Raw genomic sequence first — 18,884 nt, forward strand, 5'->3', positions numbered from 1 at the left:
GGATCAAGGCTGTTTTTTCTTGTCGTGCTTGTCATCGTCGTCTGCGGCAATATCGCCGAAACCGCCCAGGCCGTCTAGTCCATCGTCCTCGTCCAGGCTGGCCAGCTGCGCCAATAATTCATCTTCGTCGATGTCCGTGCCGTCGCCCGCCTGGGCTTGAGGCGCTGTCGCCGAAGGTGTCTCTTCTTCCATCACCGCCTCGCCAAGCAGTTCGTCGGCGGCGGAGGCTTCAGCCTCGGACACCACGATGTCTTCGTCCTTGGACAGATCGATCACCGGGCCGCGGGCCTCCTTCCCGCCAGGTGCATCGGCGGCATCGGCCGGTTTTTCCTTAATCTGTTGCTGCTGGCGCTGCGCGGCGCTTTCCTCGGCCATGGCATGAAGGACCACATCCTCCAATGACTGGTCATCATTGACGCCCATCTCGCGCAATAGGCCGGCTTCGTTTTTGGGTTCAGCTTCGGGTTCAGCTTCGGGTTCAGCTTCGGGTTCAGCTTCGGGTTCAGCTTCGGGCTCGGCTTCGGGCTCGGCTTCGGGCTCGGCTTCGGGCTCGGCTTCGGGCTCGGCTTCGGGCTCGGCTTCGGGCTCGGCTTCGGGCTCGGCTTCGGGCTCGGCTTCGGGTTCAGCTTCGGGTTCAGCTTCGGGCTCGGCTTCGGGCTCGGCTTCGGGCTCGGCTTCGGGCTCGGCTTCGGGCTCGGCTTCGGGCTCGGCTTCGGGTTCAGCTTCGGGCTCGGCTTCGGGCTCGGCTTCGGGCTCGGCTTCGGGCTCGGCTTCGGGCTCGGCTTCGGGCTCGGCTTCGGGCTCGGCTTCGGGCTCGGCTTCGGGCTCGGCTTCGGGCTCGGCTTCGGGCTCGGCTTCGGGCTCGGCTTCGGGTTCAGCTTCGGGTTCAGCTTCGGGTTCAGCTTCGGGTTCAGCTTCGGGTTCAGCTTCGGGCTCGGCTTCGGGCTCGGCTTCGGGCTCGGCTTCGGGCTCGGCTTCGGGCTCGGCTTCGGGCTCGGCTTCGGGCTCGGCTTCGGGCTCGGCTTCGGGCTCGAGCGTGGCCCCTGATTCAGACTCAGCCTGCTCTGAAACAGCCGCTTCTTGGCCCACTGTTTCAACTGCGTCCGTCGCGGCTTCGGACACATTCTCGGCCGCAGGCGGCACGCCGGCTGCGGCAGGCGCTTCTTTCTCGCCCTTGGCCGCCGAGCCGGTCATGCCCCCCGGCCGGAAGGCTTGGCTGTATTCAGCCATGGCCTGCTCGATCTCGTTATAGGCCTGCCCCAGTTCTTTGGACAAACGCTGATTCTCGTTTTTCAGGTTCTCCACTTCGGAGGCGAGCTTGTGACCGTCTTCTTCCAGCCGCTGCAGTTGTTGTTGCATCGCTTCCGAGAAATCGGCCTCCTCGCCCTCAACCCGGTCACGCATCAGGGCGACTAAGTCCATATAGGACGAAGTATGTTCGTGCAGCAGCTTGTCCAGAGTCTTCAGGGCGCTGGAGTTGCGCTGCATGTACATTTCGACCAGGCGGTTGTAAAACTTATTTTCCTTGTCCACCCATTCCTGAGCCAAGTCCCTATTGCTGCCGTCTTCGTCTTCGCCGTCGGCGCCGGTCTTGCTGAGCAGTTGTTCAAACGTCGCTTTGCGCTCAGGGACGTTGTGTTCCAAACGTCCCTGCAGGGTTGCGGCCGCTTGCTTGTCGCGCTTTTTCAACTTTATGAAATACACCGCCGCGACAACAATCACCACCAGCAAGGCGAGTATCACCTCGCCCATCAGGATGAGGATAGTCGGATCAATCGTTATCATCGTCGCCCCCTTTTTCCTCGGCGTCCTCTGCATCGTCCTGTTTCGGCTTGGGTGTACGGAACCATTTGCGGTAAACAAAGAAGGCAATACCGATCAGCAATGCATTGACACCGATGATCTTGGCCGCCACCAGCATCCAATTCGGCGATTCCTCTTCGGCTGCATCCTCAGCGGAGGCCTCATCCTCCGGCGCTGCTTCGGCGTCGGTCGAATCTTCAGCAACAGGCTCTGCGCCGGTATCTTCCGCGGCTTTCTCAACGACCGGTTTGGCATCGGCCGGCGTCTCATCGGGCTCATCAAAGGCCACGTCCTTAGAGCCGCTGCCGAGTTCGAAACTGCCGAGCTGGTACAGGCCCGGGCGCCCGTCCTGGCGTTCCGCCTGCACCTCGATTTCAAGCTGATAAATATCACCGGCGCTGACCTTCATATCCAGCCGCCATTCACTCGGTCCGGTGCGCGGAATCGTCACCGACTTGGCCGCCCCGCCCTGTTTCGCCACCGTGGCGTCGATGAGCATGGAATCGGGTTTGATGAGTTCTGCGAAGGGCACCAGGCTGAGCGAGTATTGCGCCGGATCACCCGCCGCTTCTTCCTTGACGGTCACCGCCACGGGCTTGTCCACCACCTTCACGGTGTCGCGCTTGGAACGCTTGAAGGTCATCCCGTCGACCACTAACTCGTATTCATATTCGCCCGGGGCGAGTTCACCGCCCACCTTGGTACTGAAACGGCCGTCATGGGCGCTGCGATCGATGCCCGTGCCGTCGTCTTCGACCGGGATTTGTGTCTGCTCACCGCTGCCGGAACGTTCCAAGGTCACGTGGACGAAATCCAGGAATTCCGGGGTGCGAATCACCTCGCCATGCTCTTCCAGTTCCACGTAGTAAGGCATGACGTCCTGGCTCATCATCACATTGGGCAGGCGGCTGGCGCGCACCTTGAGATCGGTGACCACCATAACGCGGTTGTCCGGATCCAGCTCGGCATCCACGCCCCATTCGCCGGCCATGGGTGCGTCGATGGTGATCAGGTCATAGCGTTCTTCGTGGCGCCAGCGCAGGTTCTCCGTTTCACTGCGATGATCGACTTTCTCGCCGCTGGGCATGTGCAGTACCGCCGTTTGCGCCCCCGGCTTTTTGAATATCAACAGGGTCAGTTCGCGTACCGAGTCATCCACCAGCACACGGTTGTCGGTGAGCGGCAGGGTCTCCACCGGGACGGCCTTTTCAAACAGCTTGAGAAAGATGCGTTCCAGTTGCGAGGCGTCCTTGGCGACCTCGTTCCACCCTTCCGTGGTGGAGGCAAGCTGACGCAAGAAGGCCTTATCCGCTGCGTCGGAGAGCGCGATGGTGTGGATGGTGGCACCGGCGGCTTTGAGTCGCGGCAGGGTCTCATTCAAGATGCGACCGCGGGCTTTTTCATTGGCGCCCGGCGTCTTGGAGATGTCCACTACACCGTCGGTGAGAAAGATAATGCTGCGCTTGGTGTTGGGGTCCGGCGCCTTCCAATCCCAGGTGGATTTCTCCAGCACACCTTCGATGTTGGTGAACAGCCCCTTGGAGTTGATCTGGCCGGCGGCCTGGTAGGCCTGCTCTTTCCACACGGCATCCACTTCGCCGTGCTTGACCAGCATATTGACGTACTGACCGAAGGTCCAGACACCGGCCTGTTGGCCCTCGGGGATGAGTTGGGTGATCAGGCGCAGCGCCGGGATGCGCAGATTGTTGGGATCATTGTCTTTCATGCTGCCCGAGATATCGATCAGCACGCGCACATCGCTGCGTTCGGGCGCCGGGTCGGCGCCCATGTCTGCGGCAACGGAAACGCTAGTCCACAATCCGAGCGCGAACCACAGCATGAGTCTAAATTTCATTTGACTGCTCCACATGAGTCCATTCATACCCCGAGAGGTATCCACCTTCTTTGTCTATCGACCTTTATTAACAATGCTTTAAAGCGGAATCTTGCAACAAATCCGCTGCAGGAAAGAGTGCCGCGGAAGGCTTACTGATGCCGGATGAGCCAGCAGTGGTGGATTTTGGGATTGCGGGCGAAATCGCGCGGCAGGGTGCGGGGGGTAATGTCCTCGACGGCGAAACGCGCCTCGAGCTCAGGATCAATCTTGAACTTCCTGAAATTATTGGAAAAAACCAGCGTTCCGCCGGCATCGAGCAGGGCCATGGCGGCCCCGATCACGGCCGGATGGTCACGCTGTACATCAAAGGTATCAGTCATGCGCTTGGACGATGAGAAGGTGGGGGGATCGAGGAAGATCAGGTCGAATTTCGCCCGTTTGTAGACACCGCCCTGTTTGAGCCACTCCAGGCAGTCGGCCTGAACAAACTGGTGTTGCTCCCCATCAAAACCGTTCAGGGCCATGTTCTGCCTGGCCCAGTCCAGGTAAGTGTTGGACATATCCACGGTGAGGGTCGATTTCGCTCCGCCTCTGGCGGCGTAGACACTGACCGTGCCGGTATAGGCGAACAGGTTGAGGAAGCGCTTGCCCTTGGCCATGTCGGCCACCATTTGACGGGTGATACGGTGGTCCAGGAACAGGCCGGTGTCCAGATAGTCAGTGAAGTTGACCAGGAAGCGGCAACCGCCCTCCTCGATCTCAAAAAACTGCTTCTCCTCGGCTTGGCGGGTGTACTGGGCCGCCCCCTTCTGGCGCTTGCGCACCTTGAAGTAGACATTTTCCTGCGGCAGTGCCAGCACCTCGGGGATCACCGCCATGGCCTCGCGCAGGCGAAGTCGGGCCTTGCGCTCATCCACTGTCTTGGGCGCCTCGTATTCCTGCACATGCACCCAGCGCTGTTCGCCCTGATAGAGATCCACGGCCAGCGCGTATTCGGGCATGTCGGCGTCATAGAGTCGGTAGCAGCTCACCCCTTCGCGCCGCGCCCAACGGCCCAGCTCCTTCAGGTTCTTGCGTAGCCGGTTGGCCAGCATCTCGGCGCCGGGACCCAGCTCCTCGGGTTTGGCCGGGCGCGGGCCGCGCTGCTCGGTCATGTACCACTCGGGGTCGATGTGAAAGCGCAGCAGCTTGCACGGCAGGGCGCCGTTGAACATGTTGTGCTGTTTTTGCGCCCGGATGCCCATCAGCTTGGCCAGCTCCGGATTGCCGGTGAAGACCGCTGCCTCCCAACCGCTAAACTCAGCTTTTAAACGCTCGCCCAGCTGGCGATAGAGTGGCTCCAGGGTTTCGCGCTCGCCCATGCGTTCGCCGTAGGGCGGATTGACCACTACCAGTCCCTGTTCCAGCTGTGCGGGTTTGCGCAACTCGGCGACGTCACGTTTGGCCAGACGAATATGCTCATCCAGCCCGGCGGCTGTTATGCTGGCCTGGGCGAACTGAATCGCCTTGCCGTGGCTGTCATAGCCGAAGATGGGGGGCAGATGCTCAAGACCGGTGTCGCGACGCTGTGCTGCCTCATCCGTCAGGCGCTGCCATAACGCGGCATCATGTTGCTGCCAGGCCAAAAAGCCATAGCGCTCGCGCAGCAGACCGGGGGCCCAGTCGGCGGCGATCATGACGGCCTCGATCAGCAGCGTGCCCGAGCCGCACATGGGGTCCACCAGCCCCCCGCCCTCCGCCGCAATGCGTGGCCATTCGGCGCGCAGCAGGATGGCGGCGGCCAGATTCTCTTTCAGCGGCGCCGCGCCCCCCGCCTGGCGATAACCGCGCTTGTGCAGGCTGTCGCCGGACAGGTCGAGATAGAGCGTGGCCTGGTCGCGCTGCAGAAAGAGGTTGATGCGCATGTCGGGATTCTGGATATCGACGGAAGGACGCTCGCCACAGGTCGCGCGGAATTGATCCACGATGGCGTCCTTGACCTTCTGTGCCCCGAACTGGCTGTGCTGAATCTGGGAATTGCGCGCAACGAAGTCGATGGCCAGGGTCTCGCTCGGAGTGAAGTGTGCCGACCAGTCGACGCTCTGCACCCCTTCATACAGCGCCTCGGGCGTTGGGGCCGCAAATGTAGCCAGCGGCAACAGAATGCGGTTGGCGCAACGCGACCATAGACAGGCACGGTAGGCGGTTTCCATATCGCCGGAAAATTCAACGCCGGCGGGTTGTTCGCGCAGCTGCGTGGCACCGAGTGCTTCCAGCTCGGACATGAGGAGCGCCGCCACACCCTTGGGCGCGGTGGCAAAAAAGCGGAGTGCCTCGTCCCCGGAGATTACGTCGGACACGATCCCCCCCTTTGAAAAAGGGCGGTTAGGGGGGATTTAAAAATCAATGAGGATTTAAATTTACGCCGCCTGGAAATCCCCCCCAGCCCCCCTTTAATAAAGGGGGGAGCCGAGGTCATCGCATGCATCATGGCCTAGCCGTGATAACGGCGGAATACCAAACAGGCATTGGTGCCGCCGAAACCGAAGCTATTGGAGAGCATGAGCTCGGCGCCGGCCTCGTCCTTACGCTCCAGCAGGATGGGCATGCCCGCGGCGGCCGGGTCCAGGGTTTCGATATTGGCCGAGGCACAGAGAAAATCGTGCTGCATCATCAGCAGAGAATAGATGGCCTCGTTCACGCCCGCCGCCCCCAAGGCATGGCCGGTGAGCGATTTGGTGGAGCTGATGGCCGGCATGTCGTCGCCGAACACCGCACGGATCGCCTCCAGCTCCTTCATGTCGCCGGCCGGGGTGCTGGTGCCGTGGGCATTGATGTAATCCACCCGGCCTTCCACACCGTCCAGGGCCAGGCGCATGCAGCGCGCCGCCCCCTCGCCGGAAGGCTGCACCATGTCGAAGCCGTCTGAGGTGGCGCCGTAGCCCACCAGCTCGGCATAGATGCGGGCGCCGCGCGCCTGGGCGTGCTCCAGCGCTTCGAGCACCAGCACACCGCCGCCGCCGGAGATGACAAAACCGTCGCGCTCCGCGTCATAGGCGCGCGAGGCCTTGTCGGGGGTTTCATTGTACTTGGATGACAGGGCCCCCATGGCGTCGAACATCATGCTCGATTCCCAGCCCAGCTCCTCGCCGCCGCCGGCGAAGACCAGGTCCTGCTTGCCCAGCTGGATCTGCTCCATGGCGTTGCCGATGCAGTGAGCGCTGGTGGAACAGGCCGAACTGATGGAATAGTTGACGCCCTTGATCTTGAAGGCGGTGGCCAGGTTGGCCGAAGTGGTGCTGCCCATGGTGCGCGGCACCATGTAGGGACCAACGCGGCGGATGCCCTTTTGGCGCAGGGTGTCGGCCGCCAGCACGGTGTTGGCGTGGGAGGCACCACCGGAGCCGACGATGAGGCCGGCGCGGGGATTGGAGATAAGGGTCTCGTCCAGCCCGGCATCCGCGATGGCCTGCTGCATGGCGATGCAGTTATAGGCCGCCGCATCGCCCATAAAACGGCGCAGCTTGCGATCGATCAGCGCCCCGATATCCACATTGACGGATCCGTGCACATGGGAACGAAATCCAAGCTCGGCATATTCCTCGCTGAATTCGATGCCCGAGCGACCGGCCCGGAGGGAGCCGGTCACTTCGTCCTTGTTATTACCGATACTGGAAACAATCCCCAGCCCTGTGACAACCACTCGTCTCACTGCTGACACCCTTACATGTTTTCAGTAGAAGTAAACAGTCCTACGCGCAGATCTTTGGCAGTGTAAATCACCTTGCCATCCACTTCCAATTCCGCATCCGCCACGCCCATATAGAGCTTGCGCATAATGACGCGGGTCATGTCCACACGATAGGTCACCAGTTTCTTGTCCGGCGTCACCTGGCCGCGAAAGCCGACTTCGCCCACGCCCAGGGCGCGACCGCGGCCGGGACCGCCGCTCCAGCCGAGAAAAAAACCGATCAATTGCCACATGGCGTCCAAACCGAGACAGCCGGGCATGACCGGATCACCATGGAAATGGCATTCAAAAAACCAGAGCTCAGGCTTGATGTCGAGCTCGGCAATAATCTGGCCTTTGCCATGAGCACCGCCGTCGCTGGATATCGTAGTGATGCGGTCGAACATCAGCATCGGCGGCAGCGGCAGCTGGGCATTGCCCGGACCGAACAACTCACCGCGGCCGCATTGCAGCAGCTCTTCCCGTGTAAAGCTTTCCTTATTGTGCATAAATGACTGTTTTGTTGTTATTTCGCCGCCAGCGAGGGGCGGTTGATGACAAGAACGCCGCCGCCGGCGAAGCGCCCTTTCCCCACTTATAATTTAGCCGCACATAATAACAGAAATGAATTACCCGCAGCGCGCCTAATTGCGTCCCCCTGAATGGCGGCAAAAATGATTTGTATAGCAGCAAGTCAACTCAATGCCATCTACCCCGCTCGGCGGGCTCGATGGCATCGACCTCGATGACGTGCTCGGCCACCACTGACCAGCGCACATCCAGACCGTAAAGCGTAACCACGTAAGGCTTGGCGCCGCGCCTGCCGGCATGATAGGCGGGGCGGGGATCAAGGCTGAGGACCGCCTCGATCAGTTCGGGCAGGTCCGGATAAGCGGCGGCATAACGGCGGCACTGCCGCTGTGCCAGGGCGCCAAACCGCACTTGAAACCGAGCCTCCGGCGGCTCTGCAGCATAGTCGGCCCGGGCCCCGGCGACAGCATCCTCAGTCGCCAGGTAGGGCTTGATGTCGAGCACTGGTGTCCCATTCACCAGGTCCACTCCGCGCAGCAATAGGGAAACACCCTCCTCATCGCGTTCCACACCTGCCAACGCCACTACGGACAGGCCAATAGGATTGGGACGGTGAGTGGCGCGGCTGGCGAACACCCCGACCCTGCGGTTACCCCCCAACCGCGGCGGGCGCACGCTCAAACGCGCCTGCTGTCCGAGACAATGATGAAACACGAAACTAATCCATACATGGGAATACCCCTCCAGACCGGCGCAGACCTCGGGCCGATCATAGGGCGGCAGCAACTGTAACCGGGCGCAGGCCGATGCCACCAGCCGCGATTGCCGCGGCACGCCGAACTTGTCACTGAAACAGGAGTGGATGATCCCGACGGGCTCGATTGAAAAGGTCATGAACGATGCGCTGTTTACAAACCGACCCCCAGGATAAAACAAAGGGCCGCTGCTGAGCGGCCCTTCTTTTAAATTCGCAGTCTTGGCTAGCTTAGCCGGACCGCGTAATCAACATTGAGAAAACATATCAACCAAATCTAGAAAATCGCCACATTACCCAAAACAGCTAGCAGCAAAAAAATTAGGCATACGCCCGCCACTATGGGCACATCATCTTCTGACGCTAAACGTCCTATCATAATTCCTCCCGAGATATTGTCACGTGTTGACGAAAGTACTACCACCGAGGTGCGCATCGCATTCGCCCATAGAGATATGGCGAATCCAATGAGGCCTACATAAATCACGGCGTGAGGTACCCTTTAGGGCGGCAAACGCTTACTAAGCCCTCTATAAATTTAGTAAAACGCTAGATGATTACAAAGAATAAAATCAGATATTGAAAGACGAATTTACTATAACAATTGCTAGCCTCGTCAAGGCGTTGGTTCCAACGCCTCCAGCCGCGCCTCGAGCGCCTCCGCTGGCATCACCGACAAACCCAATCGGCGGGCAATGGCGGTATTCAATTTAACCGAAAAATACTCGGGATGCTGCTCCGTGGCCGAGGGCAGCCGACAATCACTCATGAGGCAATTGACCATTTCGGCGCTCTGACGCCCAAGTTGCTCGGGAGATGAATACAGCGCCAACAAAGCGCCCGCTTTGACATAGGATTCAGAATAGGCGATCAGGGGCTTGCGCCCGCGCAGGCTGGCCAACAGCAAGGCCTGGACGGCGCGGCGGTTGAACAGATAGGGATCGGGCAATACCAGGATGGCGTCATTGTTGCGCACCGCGCCCTGCAAGGTGGTCACCAAGCGCCGGTCGTCGTGCAAGGGTACCGGCTGTAACTCCAGGTGTTGACGGCCGGCGGCACTAAGCAGCTGGGCGGTGTGTTCGGCGGAGACCTCACCGTAGAGAAAGCCCAAAGATTGAAGCCCCGGCAGCGCGATCTTGGCCAGATTGATAAAGCGATAGGCCGGCTGGTCGATAAAGACCACTCTGTGGTCTTTGGCCAACATGTCCTGGTCACGCAACCAGTGATAACTGCTCAGCGGCAACATGGTGTAGATCACCCGCACCTCGGCCAAATCGGCGGCCGCCAAGGTCTTGGCCGCCTCCACACCGGCGGCGACGATCACACCGCCCGGCGCCGGGCTCATGCCCGAGGTAAAATTTTCGGCCCGCAGATAACGCATCCCCTGTACTGTTTCGCCGGGCGCCAGCGCCTTCTCAAACCCTTGACGAAATGAACTGTAGAGGGGGGATTCCTGGCTCACCAGAAGCAGCAGACGAGCCTGGGCATTGGCGCTTAATACCAACCCGACGATAACTATCCAGACTGCCTTATTAGCCATCATACGTTATTCGCGCGCCTACCTGCGCCGGCCCCCACGGCGCAAGCTCTGTTTACAAGCTCGCCTTAATCGTCAGATACGCTGATGACGCCGCCTCGGTTTGCTGGGGATAAAAGGACTGATGCCTCAAGAGCTCCATCTCCGGGTATCGTCCCAGCACATTGCGCGCCGCTAAGGCCAGCTCAAGATCATAGCTATCCATCCTGAATTGTCTTGCCACTTTCACATCCAGGCGCCGCACCGGCTCGCGAAAATTGACTTCCCGCGCCGATTCCCATCCCTGTACTCGATCCATGAAGTAGTAACCGATCCCGGCACTGTAGCCGCGCTCGAAATCCATCATATAGAGCAGACTAAAGGTGTGCCGCGGCGCCTCGACGGCGTTTTTTGTATGTAAGATCGCCCCATCGAAAGCCAGCACCCTCTCATCTATATCGGCGAAGGCATAGCCCATATACAGACTGGATTTGTCAACAAACGTAAATTTTGTTTCCACTTCCAGCCCCCTGACGATGAAAGAGTAGCGGTTGTGGTAAATGCCGCGGTCTCCGGTGAAATCATCCGCCGACACTGTGGACAAGCCGATCAAGCGGTGCATATCGTCGTAATATAATTTGACGTCATATTCCGCCATGCCCCGAGAGGACAGCCCGTGGTAACCCAGTTCATAGGAAGTGATCTCCTCCACGCGGGTATCGCGCAGCCCGGCCCAGAATTCATCATAGATATCCGGTCCAGGGCCTACCAAGGTGCCATTGTTATAGAAATTGGTCGTGCCGTCGTAGTGGTACAGCGAGGTCCATTCGAACATGGAGGGCGCACGAATCGCCTGAGAACCGGTTAGGCGCAGGCTTTTGCCGGGGGAAAACCGATAATTGGCTCCGACGCGCGGCGAGATGTGGGTGCCGATGGTACTGTAATCCTCCAACATGGCGCCGCCGTTGAACAGCCAGGCGCGGCTGGCGGCCCATTCCAGATTGGCGAAGGCATATTTGAGATGATTATGTATCTCACCGCCGGGCATCAGGTTCTGTCCGCCCCAGACTTGATCGTCGCGCGCGCCCGCGCCCCAGACCATGCGCAGCTCATCAGTAAGCCCAACGTTGTGCTGCAATTCCAGCTCGTAACGATGGGTACGGCGGCTGAAATCCACGCGCATGGGCTCCACCACCAGATCGTTGCCCCCAATCGTGCCAAGCGTGACCTGTTCGGTCACAAAGACCTCATCGACACGCTGGAAGATATGATAAAACTGCAGCGAAACGCTCTCACCGATCCCCAGTGTGCGTTCCCAACGGATTTGCTCATAGTGATTCAGCTCGCTCTTTTCGCGATCGGGACTCAAGCCCGGAAACGCGGTGGTGCGGTTCTCGACACCGCGAGGGCCCTCAGCGACACCGGCCTCAAAGGTCATCACATCTGTGTTACTTAAAGCGTAATCGCCCCGCATGGAAAGGATGCGGGTGCGTTTGTAATCGAATCGCTCGGGAAAACCGTCATCCTGAGTAAACGCCGCCGTGACACGATAATCGAGCTTTCCCACAGCGTCACCGTGACGCAGAAATACTTCACGTACATCCTCGTCCCCCAGATTGGTTTTTATCATCGTCCCTTTGTCCAATACCGGGTGACGGGTAATGATGTTGATCACGCCAAGAAAGGAATTGGCGCCGTAACTGGCAGAGTTCGGACCCCGCACGACTTCGATGCGCTCGATATCGTCCAGCGTGATGGGCAGAGTGGCCCAAGGCACGCCGCCGATGGCCGTGGTATAAACGGAGCGACCGTCGATCAGCACCTGCATCTGACGCACGAAACGGTCCTTGGTATAGTGGTAACTAACGCCGGGCGTATGGCCGTCGTGATAGCCGACGATAAAGCCCGGCACCAGACGGAACAGTTCGGGTATTTCACGCGCGCCGGAGGCTTCGATCATGCGCCGGTCGATTACCGTCACCGCCTGGGGTGCATCGACCACCGACTGCGGCATGCGGGTCGCGGACACCACCACCGGCACATCCTGCCAAAAGGCCTCCTCCGACAACGGTGGTTCAGTCTCGGCGACACAATTGAGCGGGAGGATGGTTAAGGCGGCTAGAAATAGGCGATTCAGCGATACACGCTTCCCCGGGGCGTTCTTCATATAGTGATTCTCCTCATTATCATGACCAAATGTGCGACCTGGCTGTAAGCGAAACAACCAAAACCGGGTCGGACCAACCCGAATTGAATACATCAGAGCATGTAATATTAATCAATTGTTAAATAGTTATGCTCCTGAAATCCTATATCCGTCAGGCAATTGTTAATTTATTAGTAATTAATGAATGATACATGAGCGGCCAAGCCGGCGAGCGGTGGGGAGAGGGTGTTGATGGGCATTCAGCCCTGTTTCAGAGGCGATGCGGCTCCAATTCGATGCGTTCCAGGCGCTGACCCAACATCCATACCTCGCCGCGATAACGCTCCGCACCGGTGCTGGAGAATTCAAATGCAAACTTGCGCCTTACCGAAAGCCTGCCGCCGGCGCCGCGCTTGAATCCTACGACGGCCCGCATCATGATGCTTTGATCCAGCAGCTGCAGTCCCAACTCGTCACAGCGACGTTGGGCGGCACGCAAGGCGAGGTGTTTAATCCCTTGGCTTTTCCACCAAAACACGAAGCCGAACGCCACCCCGGCCAGCAGCATGAGATTGAATAGATAGGCCGCCATCAGGGCGCCGCCCGCCAACCGATTTCCAGCGCCGTGTGCGCGCCCACCAGGGTCTGGCTCAAATGCGTCGGCATGTTTGCCTGCGTCTCGGACTCCGGAATATAGGCCCCCATGATCTCAGCATAACGCTGCGGCAGCAGGGGCGCACGCTCCGGCTCGGCATAGCCCTGCGGGAAGATGGGCTGACCGCTGGCCAGGTCGTACTTGTCGGTCGCCCCCAGGGTATGGAGCACCTCGTGGGCGATGACCACGTTGTTGCTGCCCTCCATTTCGGCGGCGGCAAACACGTGCACCACGCTCACCATGCCTTTTTGCAGACCGGTGGAATGCGCCAGGCGCCGCCCCGCCTCGGCCGGGTAATACAGGGCGAACACCCGGATATCCGGCCGCGGCCCCTCATAGGCATCGTTGACGGCGGCCCAGTAACGCAACTTCAGACTCCAAAGCATGGTCGCCAACAGCTCACCCGGGCGTGGCGGCAGCGGCGGTGACTGCGTGAGTTCAGGCCCCAGGCGCACCTGCAGCGGGTGTTTCAGCGGCACGCCGTAGCGCCTGATCTGCTGTGAAAAATAGTGCTGGATCGAGGCGAAACCGGCGTCATCAAGGGTGCGCAGATAGCTACTCACGCCGGCCCCCTGATCCAGGTTAATAGGATAGACCACCACCCACAGGGGCTCAGTCCAGTCGGTGGAACGCAATACCGTCAACCAGCTGTCCAGCGCCACCGCCGCCAATATAATCAACAGCAGGGCAATTCTAAATTTTCTGAAACCGCCGCTGGATGCAGTCATCCCCGGGACTGAAGTTCGTTCAGTGGGGATAACTGTGGCAGCGCGTTTGGATCCAAGCTTGTCGTAGGCGATGCCGCAGGCAGGACACTGCCACGCCGGGGCCCGCTCATCTGTGCCGCGCTCATGGCCGCACTTGGGACACGTCAACGACGCTCCTCCGCCGGGCTAACGCACATCGATCACCAGCCCCTCGCTGGGCCGGCCGAACAAACCGTCGCGCGCGTGGTGCAGCTGCCACTGAAACGGATAGTGGCCGGGGTCCGGCGGCGCCTGAACATTGAAGCGAAACACCAGAAACGCGCCCGGTTCGATTACCTGCCCCGGCGCCATCTCCACATGGTCCAGCGCCCAGATCAGCCCCTCGCCCCGGGGACTGGCCAACGACACGCGGCCGGCGCGCCAGGCGCTGCGGCCGATGTTCTTAAATTGGATCGCGACCTGATGGGTCTCCCCCGCCAGCATGGTCTGGCTGACATCCTGAAACACAAACTCGGCGTCGTCGCGGGACAGGTCCCGTGGCAGCACCGTCACCTCGAGTCGCGGCGCCGCCTCCCCGAAGGCGCCGGCAGCGCGGCGCATCTGCCACTGAAATACATGCTCGCCCGGCGCGTCGGGGGCCGTCAGTTGCGCTTTGAAGGTGGCCGTTTCATCGCTTGCCACCGGGCCGGCCAACTCAATGCGCTTAACGCCCCAGTCGGCGCCGCCGACCGTGGCCAGGTGATAACCGGCGTCGCGCGTCCAGGTATTCGCACCGGTATTTTTGATTTGAATCACAGCGGCGAACTGCTGACCGGCATAGACCTCTCCGGGAATCAGCTGCATCACCACGCTGGCCTGGTCGTCGGCCGCGGCGGCCGGCATCGCGCAAAGGACGGCCAATGAGAACCCCATCACAATTAATGAGCGCTTACCGCCCCACGTGTTGCTGAAACTTGAAACTGCGTTCACCCAAAACCTCCAACTTGTGCCCCTTCACCCCGGACGACGAATCCATTGCAAAATAACGGCAGAAAAGCGGAAAACTGCACGCCGCCCCGTGCCCCACAGCATAGCGTCAACCGGGATCTGTATCACTGCAATTGAAGCCCGGATAATGCGTTCGGCAGCGGCGTGGTCGAAATTGCTCGAGATCCTTCGATACCCGGGATAGAGGGCCGGGGCGCGTCGATCGGTGTCGACGGCGGCGGTTGGTCGGCGTTTTTGCCTTGCACAGCGGCATCGATCCATTGCGACACGGCTTGCAGCATGGTCAGCTTGGCACCCTCAGTAACACTGGGCATAACAAAACCCGGCCCTCATCAGGCCGGGTTTTGTTATATTGGCCTCCCCAAGGGGATTATTCGGCCCTTCCAGGGCCTTACCCTACGGGGCCAGCGTCGCCAAGCTCCGCTGTTCTCCCTCGCTTTCGCTCGGTCGTCGAACCCGAAAGGCTCCTGCAAGACCCTTAAGTGACAAATATAAAAAAAAGCCCAACCTTGGCAGGCTGAGCTTTTTGTATATTGGCGTCCCCAAGGGGATTCGAACCCCTGTTACCGCCGTGAAAGGGAAACAGATCGGACTTTAACGGACGTAAACGGAATCATTTATCTTCCTGTTTTATATTGATTTTATTTGGTCTTGGTGTATTATGGTCCGAAGCAGTTTGGTAACATCTGTTACCCACGAGTTACCCACGGACGAGAATCCCCTATGGCCAGATCCGTCAGAAGCAATCCGCTGGCAACCCGCACCAACCGCCTGAAACTGGTCACCGGGAAGCGCGTCTATGTCACTATCGGTGAGGGGCTGGCCCTGGGTTATCGCCGCCCGGCCAAAGGCAATGGCACCTGGCAGGCGCGCCTATGGACGGGCGAGCGCTATATAAAGCACGTGTTGGGCGAAGCGGACGATTATATGGACGCGGACGGTTCGCACGTGACCACATTCTTCCAAGCGCAGGAAAAGTCCCGGCTGTTTGCCCAAGAAGCACGCTCCCCCTCCAGTCCCACGGTGACTCGCCCTACTACTGTGGGCGAAGCTGTCGACCACTACATGTACTGGTTTCGGGAAAACCGTAAGTCGGTCAATGAGACCGAGGCATGCATCAACGCGCACATCCTCCCCCACTTTCGGGACACACTGGTCTCCGAACTGAGATCAAGCGAAATTAAGGCATGGCTTCATGCCCTGGCGGCGAAACCCGCCCGGCGCCGTAGCCGCAAGGGTGGCCAGCCGGCCTACCGCGCGGCACCAAAAACGGAAGACGAAAAGCGCTCCCGCAAAGCCAGCGCCAACCGCATATTCACCATTCTGAAGGCGATTCTGAACAAGGCTTTTGAGGACGGACTTGCTTCCAGCGATACCGAATGGCGCCGCGTCAAACCCTTCGAAAAGGCCGATGAGCCACTCACACGTTTCCTGACCACCGCCGAGGCCGAACGTCTGATCAATGCCTCGAGTCCGAATTTTCGCCTGTTGGTCAAGGCCTCCCTTTTTACGGGCGCCCGCTACGGCGAACTGGCTCGCCTCAACGTTGAACACGTCAACCTGGATACCGGACAGGTCTACATCACCCCGTCGAAATCAGGCAAAGGCCGCTATATCCCCCTCTCCCACGAAGGCCTGGATTTCTTCACCACCGTAATCGCCGGCAAACTGCGGCGCGACTTTGTCTTCACCCGCGAAGACGGCGAGGCATGGGGAAAAAATCATCACACCCGGCATATGAAGGCCGCCTGTGCAGCCGCCAAGATTGAACCGGCCATCAGCTTTCACGAGCTGCGCCATACCTATGCATCCCTGCTGGCCCAGGCCGGGGCCGACTTGCTGACCATATCCAGGCTGCTGGGACATGCGGACACCCGGGTCACATCGAGACACTATGCCCACTTGTGCGACAACACGCTGAAGAACGCCGTAACCACGCTGCTGCCCAGCTTTGGTCACCAAGCGGATAAAACCATAAAGGCCATTCGCTAGGGCCCCTTAGGGATCAGCCCAAAACAGACTTGAATATAACTAAATATAACCGATAATATAACCATGACCTACACCCTCTTGATACACAAGGACGCGGACAAGGTGTTACGCAAGATGGACCGTCCGACCCGATACCGGGTCGCCGAGAAGATCCAGGCCTTGGGCGACAACCCGGACGATCCGGCCTTGGATATCAAGCGACTGACGGGAATGGACCGTTACCGCATGAGGGTGGGCGACTGGCGCATCATCTTCGACCGGCAAGATGCCGTGAGGGTGATTGCAATTGAGAAGATCAAGCCCCGTGGGAACGTGTACAAATGAGCTCAACAGCAAAGAAGATCCAGGTCATCCAATCCCTGGACGGCAAACCAGAATACGTGCTGGTGCCGTATAGCGTTTATCGCGCCCTCAAAACCAAGATCGATGACGCCTTGGCCAAACAGCCTGCAGATGAGGACTTCCACCCCTTCAGCCTGGACGAATATGTCGACAACCCCGTGGCCCTGGCCCGGATCAAGGCGCGACTCTCCCAGCAAGAACTGGCAGAGCGAATGGGCATCAGTCAAGCGTATATCAGCAAAATTGAGAACCAAGAAAAGGTAACCGCCAAAGTCATGGGCAAGGTAACCGCGGCCTTGAAACGAAAATCGTAACCCACTCGAATGCCGGCGGGTAGATCTACAGTACTAACCCGGCATGATAAGACGGGCAGCGACGTGCAGTCACACGCCGCCACCCTAACCACAACCCACCTACACAGGAGGTGCAGTCATGGCTAACACCGATTCTACAGCACTACCCCCCAGCCCAACGCAATTCGATGGCGACTACCGAATCAGGGAAATCGCCGATCAAACCGGAGATGCTTCCAGCGATATCAGAGCCGTCGTTGAGATGATCAACGATGTCATCGAGGCACAAAATACTAACTGGCAGTCGCACGTGTTGATGCTAACCCGGCTGCTGGGGTCAATCGCCAACAACATCGACGAAGCCTCGAACGTTGCCTACTCAATTCTGCATAGCAACGAGAGTCACTAAATAGGGCAACAAGAGTACCGCCAAGCCTAGGGTAGCTCCCGAACGGTCGGAAGCCTTCGCCGGCCTGGCTTGGTGTTTTTCTATGAAGGCGCGCATAGAAGGAGCGTGTATGCTTAATATAAGTATACTGCAACAGCGACATGAAGCCCGCCTGTCTAAACTACGCGATGTTATCGATAAGGTTCTACCCGTCGACGTAAAAAATCGGGGAGATGCTGTCGATGAACTCGCGAGAATTGTAAGCGAATTGGAATATTATCTCCTTGTAGACAAGAGCCCATCCGAAGATAAAGGAACGACGCACAAACTCCTTCAGAAATCTGCCAAAGACATGGCCGTGCTGGCCAATCACTTAGAAAAGATTGATGAATTGCTTGAGCAGTCTGCGCCGGCAACACAGATCACTATCGCTCAAGAGTTAGAAAAGAGGGGCATTTCCCCTGACATTCTCTCCAATGCAATGACCATCCTGCACGAAATCGCCGTCAATCACTCAAAACCACCACCCCCCCTCCAACAAGGAAACACCAAAACTGCTATTGGTCTTTATACTGCAACGGTGTATCGCCATCTCAATACAGTAGGAATATGCAAAATGCGTGCTGCATCACGCATTGTGGCAAGCCTCCTCATTTCAACAATACCCCAGTATCACGAACACGACCCCGACAAACTAGCCGACAGCTGCTATCAACTTATCCGTGAGAGCGTTTCCCGGTAGGGAAAGCATCGCCTCTATAAAATAATTTCTACCAATAACCATTGGCCCTATTCTTGTCCCATTGAGTACGAGGGGGTGCGGATAACTCCCCTCAACCCTTTTAAAATCATATCGGCATTTAATTTCTTTATGTCCTTACGGGACTAGCAAGAAGGGGAAGCACAATGGAAAACGCAACCAGGTCATTCTCTATTTGTCGACTGCCTTCCGTCCTCGCGGCAAGAGGGAATAGGTCGCGCTCGTCTCATTATGACGATATCAAGAAAGGCCTATGGACTCGACCAGTGAAATGTGCGGCAAGGGCCTGTGGCTGGCCGCAGCACGAAGTAGAAGCACTAAATGCGGCACGCATTGCCGGCAAGACAGATGACGAAATAATGGAGCTTGTCGCCAAGTTGGAGGATGAACGCAAGACAGCTCTGGATGAGGCCCTCAAATGACAGCGGCCTCAGGCTTAAAAGCTTGGACACCCGACGGCACCG

17 protein-coding genes are annotated in these 18,884 nt (G+C 58.8%); 6 read left to right on the forward strand and 11 right to left on the reverse strand.

Annotated elements, in window-relative coordinates:
* Positions 1-3 precede the first annotated feature (3 nt).
* From Tel_12940 to Tel_12990, 11 genes are all read right to left on the reverse strand, one after another.
* Entirely contained in the window at positions 4-1,785 is a 1,782-nt protein-coding gene (locus tag Tel_12940; GenBank protein ALP53968.1) for a hypothetical protein, read from the reverse strand.
* A complete protein-coding gene (locus tag Tel_12945; GenBank protein ID ALP53969.1) occupies positions 1,772-3,592 on the reverse strand; it encodes a hypothetical protein in 1,821 nt (606 codons plus the stop codon). The genes Tel_12940 and Tel_12945 overlap by 14 nt, the downstream gene beginning before the upstream one ends.
* 197 nt (positions 3,593-3,789) lie before the next feature.
* Positions 3,790-5,904 (reverse strand): 50S rRNA methyltransferase, encoded by a 2,115-nt coding sequence (locus Tel_12950; GenBank protein ID ALP54869.1) that lies wholly within the window; start codon positions 5,902-5,904, stop codon positions 3,790-3,792.
* Positions 5,905-6,113: 209 nt separating this feature from the next.
* Complete coding sequence (locus Tel_12955; GenBank protein ALP53970.1) at positions 6,114-7,331, reverse strand: 3-oxoacyl-ACP synthase; 1,218 nt, start codon at positions 7,329-7,331, stop codon at positions 6,114-6,116.
* An 11-nt stretch (positions 7,332-7,342) separates the two neighbouring features.
* Positions 7,343-7,858 carry a beta-hydroxydecanoyl-ACP dehydratase gene (locus Tel_12960; protein ALP53971.1) on the reverse strand — a complete coding sequence of 172 codons (516 nt, stop codon included), beginning with the start codon at positions 7,856-7,858 and terminating at the stop codon, positions 7,343-7,345.
* A gap of 190 nt (positions 7,859-8,048) precedes the next feature.
* Positions 8,049-8,774, reverse strand: a complete 726-nt coding sequence (locus Tel_12965; GenBank protein ID ALP53972.1) for a hypothetical protein — start codon at positions 8,772-8,774, stop codon at positions 8,049-8,051.
* 476 nt (positions 8,775-9,250) lie between these two features.
* Entirely contained in the window at positions 9,251-10,138 is an 888-nt protein-coding gene (locus Tel_12970; GenBank protein ID ALP53973.1) for a hypothetical protein, read from the reverse strand.
* Between the two features lie 88 nt (positions 10,139-10,226).
* A complete protein-coding gene (locus tag Tel_12975) occupies positions 10,227-12,317 on the reverse strand; it encodes a hypothetical protein (GenBank protein ALP53974.1) in 2,091 nt (696 codons plus the stop codon).
* A gap of 250 nt (positions 12,318-12,567) precedes the next feature.
* Entirely contained in the window at positions 12,568-12,888 is a 321-nt protein-coding gene (locus Tel_12980; protein ID ALP54870.1) for a hypothetical protein, read from the reverse strand.
* Positions 12,888-13,679: a hypothetical protein gene (locus Tel_12985; GenBank protein ID ALP53975.1), complete on the reverse strand. Its 792-nt coding sequence runs from the start codon at positions 13,677-13,679 to the stop codon at positions 12,888-12,890. Before Tel_12985 ends, Tel_12980 begins: the two co-directional genes overlap by 1 nt.
* A gap of 165 nt (positions 13,680-13,844) precedes the next feature.
* The gene (locus Tel_12990; protein ID ALP53976.1) at positions 13,845-14,540 is read right to left on the reverse strand and encodes a hypothetical protein; all 696 of its coding nucleotides are present in this window, start codon (positions 14,538-14,540) and stop codon (positions 13,845-13,847) included.
* 828 nt (positions 14,541-15,368) lie between these two features.
* On the opposite strand from Tel_12990, the gene Tel_12995 reads away from it, so the two are divergent.
* The 6 genes from Tel_12995 to Tel_13020 all read left to right on the forward strand — a co-directional run bounded on the left by Tel_12995 (position 15,369) and on the right by Tel_13020 (position 18,842).
* Positions 15,369-16,637, forward strand: coding sequence for a hypothetical protein (locus Tel_12995; GenBank protein ID ALP53977.1), 1,269 nt, complete (start codon positions 15,369-15,371; stop codon positions 16,635-16,637).
* Between the two features lie 63 nt (positions 16,638-16,700).
* Positions 16,701-16,961: a plasmid stabilization protein gene (locus Tel_13000; GenBank protein ALP53978.1), complete on the forward strand. Its 261-nt coding sequence runs from the start codon at positions 16,701-16,703 to the stop codon at positions 16,959-16,961.
* Positions 16,958-17,293 carry a hypothetical protein gene (locus tag Tel_13005; protein ID ALP53979.1) on the forward strand — a complete coding sequence of 112 codons (336 nt, stop codon included), beginning with the start codon at positions 16,958-16,960 and terminating at the stop codon, positions 17,291-17,293. The genes Tel_13000 and Tel_13005 overlap by 4 nt, the downstream gene beginning before the upstream one ends.
* 118 nt (positions 17,294-17,411) lie before the next feature.
* Positions 17,412-17,681: a hypothetical protein gene (locus Tel_13010; GenBank protein ALP53980.1), complete on the forward strand. Its 270-nt coding sequence runs from the start codon at positions 17,412-17,414 to the stop codon at positions 17,679-17,681.
* A gap of 109 nt (positions 17,682-17,790) precedes the next feature.
* Positions 17,791-18,402, forward strand: a complete 612-nt coding sequence (locus tag Tel_13015) for a hypothetical protein (GenBank protein ID ALP53981.1) — start codon at positions 17,791-17,793, stop codon at positions 18,400-18,402.
* Between the two features lie 164 nt (positions 18,403-18,566).
* Positions 18,567-18,842, forward strand: coding sequence for a hypothetical protein (locus tag Tel_13020; GenBank protein ALP53982.1), 276 nt, complete (start codon positions 18,567-18,569; stop codon positions 18,840-18,842).
* Positions 18,843-18,884 lie beyond the last annotated feature (42 nt).

The organism is Candidatus Tenderia electrophaga (assembly GCA_001447805.1).
GTDB lineage: Bacteria > Pseudomonadota > Gammaproteobacteria > Tenderiales > Tenderiaceae > Tenderia > Tenderia electrophaga.

Bases quoted from the DNA above. Each gene is read 5' to 3' on its own strand.
- Tel_13020 (ALP53982.1), top strand. From the start codon at position 18,567: ATGGAAAACGCAACCAGGTCATTCTCTATTTGTCGACTGCCTTCCGTC.
- Tel_12950 (ALP54869.1), bottom strand. From the start codon at position 5,904: ATGTCCGAGCTGGAAGCACTCGGTGCCACGCAGCTGCGCGAACAACCC.
- Tel_13010 (ALP53980.1), top strand. From the start codon at position 17,412: ATGGCTAACACCGATTCTACAGCACTACCCCCCAGCCCAACGCAATTC.
- Tel_12945 (ALP53969.1), bottom strand. From the start codon at position 3,592: ATGGGCGCCGACCCGGCGCCCGAACGCAGCGATGTGCGCGTGCTGATC.
- Tel_12995 (ALP53977.1), top strand. From the start codon at position 15,369: ATGGCCAGATCCGTCAGAAGCAATCCGCTGGCAACCCGCACCAACCGC.
- Tel_13000 (ALP53978.1), top strand. From the start codon at position 16,701: ATGACCTACACCCTCTTGATACACAAGGACGCGGACAAGGTGTTACGC.
- Tel_12940 (ALP53968.1), bottom strand. From the start codon at position 1,785: ATGATAACGATTGATCCGACTATCCTCATCCTGATGGGCGAGGTGATA.
- Tel_12960 (ALP53971.1), bottom strand. From the start codon at position 7,858: ATGCACAATAAGGAAAGCTTTACACGGGAAGAGCTGCTGCAATGCGGC.
- Tel_13005 (ALP53979.1), top strand. From the start codon at position 16,958: ATGAGCTCAACAGCAAAGAAGATCCAGGTCATCCAATCCCTGGACGGC.
- Tel_12985 (ALP53975.1), bottom strand. From the start codon at position 13,679: ATGACTGCATCCAGCGGCGGTTTCAGAAAATTTAGAATTGCCCTGCTG.
- Tel_12990 (ALP53976.1), bottom strand. From the start codon at position 14,540: ATGCCGGCCGCCGCGGCCGACGACCAGGCCAGCGTGGTGATGCAGCTG.
- Tel_12965 (ALP53972.1), bottom strand. From the start codon at position 8,774: ATGACCTTTTCAATCGAGCCCGTCGGGATCATCCACTCCTGTTTCAGT.
- Tel_12975 (ALP53974.1), bottom strand. From the start codon at position 12,317: ATGAAGAACGCCCCGGGGAAGCGTGTATCGCTGAATCGCCTATTTCTA.
- Tel_12980 (ALP54870.1), bottom strand. From the start codon at position 12,888: ATGGCGGCCTATCTATTCAATCTCATGCTGCTGGCCGGGGTGGCGTTC.
- Tel_13015 (ALP53981.1), top strand. From the start codon at position 17,791: ATGCTTAATATAAGTATACTGCAACAGCGACATGAAGCCCGCCTGTCT.